At 65.5% G+C, this 5,155-nt stretch carries 3 protein-coding genes and 1 pseudogene; all 4 read left to right on the top strand.

What is annotated here, in order from left to right:
• Positions 1-183 (top strand): annotated as a pseudogene (locus tag WCE35_RS04130) (UDP-3-O-acyl-N-acetylglucosamine deacetylase); the annotation flags it as partial.
• A 353-nt stretch (positions 184-536) separates the two neighbouring features.
• Complete coding sequence (locus tag WCE35_RS04125) at positions 537-1,445, top strand: outer membrane protein assembly factor BamD (RefSeq protein WP_424592071.1); 909 nt, start codon at positions 537-539, stop codon at positions 1,443-1,445.
• 13 nt (positions 1,446-1,458) lie between these two features.
• Entirely contained in the window at positions 1,459-3,147 is a 1,689-nt protein-coding gene (recN, locus tag WCE35_RS04120; protein ID WP_424592070.1) for a DNA repair protein RecN, read from the top strand.
• Between the two features lie 187 nt (positions 3,148-3,334).
• Positions 3,335-5,155: NAD-dependent DNA ligase LigA (ligA, locus tag WCE35_RS04115; RefSeq protein ID WP_424592069.1), on the top strand; the 1,821-nt coding region annotated here is incomplete at its 3' end.

Genomic DNA, 5,155 nt, shown 5'->3' with positions numbered 1-5,155 from the left:
TACCGCTCGGTGCGTGGCGGCCACAAGCTCAACCACGCCGTTCTCACCGCCCTGATGGCCGATCGTGGCGCCTGGCGGGTGGTCGAGCCGGAAACGGCGCGCCGTTCCCGCGGCCATGTCGAGGCCGGCAGCGGAATGGTCGGCGGCCTGATCGCCCCGGCCTATGGTCCGGACGTATCCTGAGCGGCCCCGTCGGGATTTTCCAACAGCGGTGGATAAATAGGAGCGCATGACCGGGAACCGGTTTTTGCTTCCGGTCGGGCTGTAATCATATTTCGGGCGATGATCCGATCGCAAAACCGCGCTGCTCCCGCGGATCACGCGCTAACCGCAATGGGTAACGGTCGTGTCGAGCCGCCTTAATCCGGGCGAAATGGCTGCGTATTCGGTTGGTTAACGATCGGTTTTCAGCTACACAGGCCCGCGGTTGCACGGCACGCCGCCACTGGCACGGGGATGATTGCTTCCATGACCTCGGTTCATGGACCGGCGGGCTCCACCATCGGCCGCATCACAGGCGTCAGGTTTTGGATTTCATGTCGGCACAGCGTATGACGCTCGAACCACTCCGCTCATCCGACGCCTCCGGCCTTGGCCGGGCCGGCCGGTCGTTGCGTCTGGCGGCGGCTCTGGTCGTGCTTGCGATTCCCTTAAGCGGGTGCGGCACCGGCTCGCTGTGGGACAAGTTCCTGGCCAAGGACGACACTTTCGTCGAGGAACCCGCCGACAAGCTCTACAATGAGGGCTTGTACCTGATGAACCAGCGCAAGGATCCCAAGGCAGCGTCGAAGAAATTCGAGGAAGTCGACCGTCAGCATCCCTATTCCGATTGGGCGCGCAAATCGCTGCTGATGTCGGCCTATTCCTTCTACAATTCCGGCGATTACGACAACTGCATCGGGGCGGCGACCCGTTACGTCACGCTGCATCCCGGCAGCCCGGATGCGGCTTACGCGCAATATCTGATCGCGGCCTCGCATTATGACCAGATCCCGGATATTTCGCGGGACCAGGCCCGCACCGAAAAGGCGATCGCCTCGCTGGAAGAGGTGGTGCGCAAATATCCGACCTCGGAATACGCCACCAGCGCCAAGGCCAAGCTGGAAGGCGCACGCGACCAGCTCGCCGGCAAGGAAATGGACGTCGGCCGCTATTACATGGCCAAGCGCGACTACACCGCCGCCATCAACCGCTTCAAGACCGTGGTCACCCGCTACCAGACCACGCGGCATGTCGAGGAAGCGCTGGCACGGCTGACCGAGGGCTATATGGCGATCGGCATCGTCGGCGAGGCGCAGACCGCGGCCGCCGTGCTTGGCCACAACTTTCCTGACAGCCGCTGGTACAAGGACGCCTATAATCTAGTAAAGTCCGGCGGTCTCGAGCCGAGCGAGAATCAGGGCTCCTATATTTCCAGGGCCTTCAAGAAGATGGGTCTCGGCTAGGAATTAATCTCGCATGCTGGCGCGTCTGTCGATCCGCGACATCGTCCTGATCGAACGGCTCGATATCGAATTCTCCCGTGGCCTGGCGGTGCTGACCGGCGAAACCGGCGCGGGAAAATCCATCCTGCTCGATGCCTTCGCGCTCGCGCTCGGCGGCCGCGGCGATTCCGGCCTCGTCCGCAATGGCGCGGAGCAGGGCCAGGTCACCGCCGTGTTCGACGTGCCGAAGGGCCATCCCGCCGCGGCGATCCTTGTCGACAACGGCCTGGAGGATGCGGGTTCCGAAGGTACCTGCGAGATGATCCTGCGCCGCGTGCAGCTCGCCGACGGCCGCACCCGCGCCTTCATCAACGATCAGGCGATCAGCGTGCAGACCTTGAAGGCGGTGGGTTCGGCGCTGGTGGAGATTCACGGCCAGCATGACGAGCGCGCGCTGGTCGATGCCGCGACCCATCGCCGGCTGCTCGACGCCTTCGCCGGCCTCGAGCCGGATGTCGCGGCGCTGGAAAAGCTGTGGGAAGCGCGCCGCGCCGCCCATACCGCGCTCGACGCCCATCGTGCCGGCATGGCGCGCGCCGCCCGCGAGGCTGACTATCTGCGTCACGCCGCCGACGAACTGAATACGCTTAATCCGAAGGAGGGCGAGGAGACCGCGCTCGCCGAACGCCGCACCACGATGATGCAGGGCGAGAAGATCGCAAGCGACCTTCGCGAGGCGCAGGAAGCCGTCGGCGGCGCCCATTCGCCGGTGCCGGCGCTGTCGGCCGCGGTGCGCCGCCTGGAACGCCGCGCCGCCAATGCGCCTGATCTGGTTGGACCCGCGGTGAAGGCGATCGATGCCGCGATCAACGCGCTGGAGGAGGCCGACCAGCATCTCAATGCGGCGCTGATCGCGGCCGATTTCGATCCGGCCGAGTTGGAGCGCATCGAGGAGCGGCTGTTCGCGCTGCGCGCCGCCTCGCGCAAATACCAGACGCCGGTCGATGACCTCGCGGCATTGGCCGCCAAATATGCCGGCGATGTGGCGCTGATCGACGCCGGCGCCGACCAGTTGAATAAACTGGAAGCGGCGGCAGCCGAGGCCGACGCGCGCTACGGCGCCGCCGCCGCCAGGCTTTCGGCCGCGCGCGGCAAATCCGCCGAGCGGCTGAACAAGGCAGTCAACGCCGAACTCGCGCCGCTGAAGCTCGACCGCGCGACATTCATGACCCAGGTCGATACCGACGAAAAAACGCCGGGCCCGCAGGGCATCGACCGCATCGAGTTCTGGGTGCAGACCAATCCCGGCACCAGGCCGGGGCCGCTGATGAAGGTCGCCTCCGGCGGCGAGCTGTCGCGGTTCCTGCTGGCGCTGAAGGTGGTGCTGTCGGACCGCGGATCGGCGCCCACCCTGGTCTTCGACGAGATCGATACCGGCGTCGGCGGCGCGGTGGCCGATGCCATCGGCGCCCGGCTGGCGCGGCTCGCCGGCCGGGTCCAGGTGATGGCGGTGACGCACGCCCCGCAGGTCGCAGCCCGTGCCGACCAGCATCTGCTGATTTCCAAGGACGCGCTCGACAAGGGCAAGCGCGTCGCCACCCGCGTCAACGCGCTCGCCGCCGATCACCGCCGCGAAGAAATCGCGCGCATGCTGGCCGGCGCGGAAATCACCGCCGAAGCGCGCGCCGCGGCCGACCGGCTACTGCGCGCGGCGACGGCGTAACGCTCGTGTCCCGGACGCGGCGCAGCGTTCTTCGCGCTGCGCCGCAGAGCCGGGACCTTTTCATAACGGGGTGGACCCCGGATTAGCAGCGCACCACGCCGCAAGGCCGGCGCGCTGCGCACTATCCGGGGAACATTGGGGCTATCCCCGGCTTTTCTCCAAACCATCTTCGTCGTATTGAACGGCCATGGCCAAGCCACCGAAGACAAAAGCCCTGACCGACGTCGCCGACCTTTCCAAGGCCCAGGCCAAGGTCGAGCTGAAACGGCTTGCGCTCGAGATCGAGCGCCATGACACGGCCTACTATCAGGAAGATGCGCCGAAAATTTCGGACGCCGAATATGATGCGCTGCGCAGGCGCCACAACGCCATCGAGGCGCGCTTTCCGGAATTCGTCACCGCGCAATCGCCGTCGCAGAAGATCGGCGCGGCGCCTTCCGGCAAATTCAGAAAGATCCGGCACGCGGTGCCGATGCTGTCGCTCGACAATGCGTTTGCCGAGGACGATGTGCTTGACTTTATCGGCCGCATCCGCCGCTTCCTGAAACTGGACGAGGGCGACCGGATCGATTTCAGCGCCGAGCCGAAGATCGACGGGCTGTCGATGTCGCTGCGTTATGAGGGCGGTGAACTCGTCACCGCGGCGACCCGCGGCGACGGCGCGGAAGGCGAGGACGTCACCGCCAATATCCGCACGCTTCATGACGTGCCGCACAAGCTCAGGGGTCGCAACGTGCCCGACATCTGCGAGGTGCGCGGCGAAGTCTACATGACCAAGCAGGCGTTTCTGGCGCTCAACGAACGGCAGAAGGCCGCGGGCGACACCGTGTTCGCCAACCCGCGCAATTCCGCGGCCGGCTCGCTGCGCCAGAAGGATGCTTCCATCACCGCCTCGCGCCCGCTCGGCTTTTTCGCCTATGCCTGGGGCGAGATCAGCGCGATGCCGGAAGACAGGCAGTCTGGCATGATCGGTTGGTTCGAGCGCTGCGGCTTTCGGACCAATCCGCTGACAAAACTTTGCCACTCCACCGAACAGTTGATCGCGTTCCACCGCAAGATCGAAGAGCAGCGCGCCGAGCTCGACTACGACATCGACGGCGTGGTCTACAAGGTCGACCGCATCGACTGGCAGGAGCGGCTCGGCTTCGTGTCGCGCACGCCGCGCTGGGCGATCGCGCACAAATTCCCGGCCGAGCGCGCCATCACTGTGCTGCGCGACATCGAGATCCAGGTCGGGCGCACCGGCTCGTTCACGCCGGTCGGCAAGCTGGAACCGGTCGGCGTCGGCGGCGTCATCGTGCAGAACGTCACGCTGCACAATGAGGATTACATCAAGGGCATCGGCGGCGACGGCGAGCAACTGCGCGCCGGCCGCGACATCAGGATCGGCGACACCGTCATCATCCAGCGCGCCGGCGATGTGATCCCGCAAGTGGTCGACGTCGTGATCGACAAGCGGCCGAAAAACGCAAAACCGTTTCATTTTCCGAAAAAATGCCCGTGCCCGCTGCATACCGACGTGGTGCGCGAGGAGACCGCGACCGGCGAGGAAGGCGCGCGCGCCCGCTGCACCGGTGAGTTCGCCTGTCCGTTCCAGAAGATCGAGCATTTAAAACTGTTCGCCTCGCGCCGCGCCTTCGACATCGAGGGGCTCGGCGAGAAGCAGATCCAGTTCTTCTTCGAGCAGGGATGGGTCAAGGAGCCGGCTGATATCTTCACGCTGGCCGCGCGCAATGCAAAGCTCAAGCTCGAGGAGATCGAAGGCTACGGCGAGACCTCGGTGCGCAACCTGTTCGCCGCCATCGAGGAGCGCCGCAACATCTCGCTGGAACGCTTCATCTATGCGCTCGGGATGCGGCATGTCGGCGAAACCACCGCGCTGGCGCTGGCACGCGGCTATGGCTCCTGGCAAGCCTTCCACGATGCCTGCCTCCAGGTCGCCAAGGGCGACGAGGAGACCATTGCCGAGATGGATGCACTCGATCAGATTGGCGACACCGTGATCCGG

The organism is Bradyrhizobium sp., assembly GCF_049691595.1.
Taxonomy (GTDB): domain Bacteria; phylum Pseudomonadota; class Alphaproteobacteria; order Rhizobiales; family Xanthobacteraceae; genus Bradyrhizobium.
The sequence above is the reverse complement of the archived record's forward strand: the minus strand, read 5'-3'. Positions and strand labels throughout refer to the sequence as shown.

What these genes read in the sequence shown, in the direction of transcription:
- WCE35_RS04125 (WP_424592071.1), top strand. Translation starts at nt 537, where the DNA reads ATGTCGGCACAGCGTATGACGCTCGAACCACTCCGCTCATCCGACGCC.
- recN (WP_424592070.1), top strand. Translation starts at nt 1,459, where the DNA reads ATGCTGGCGCGTCTGTCGATCCGCGACATCGTCCTGATCGAACGGCTC.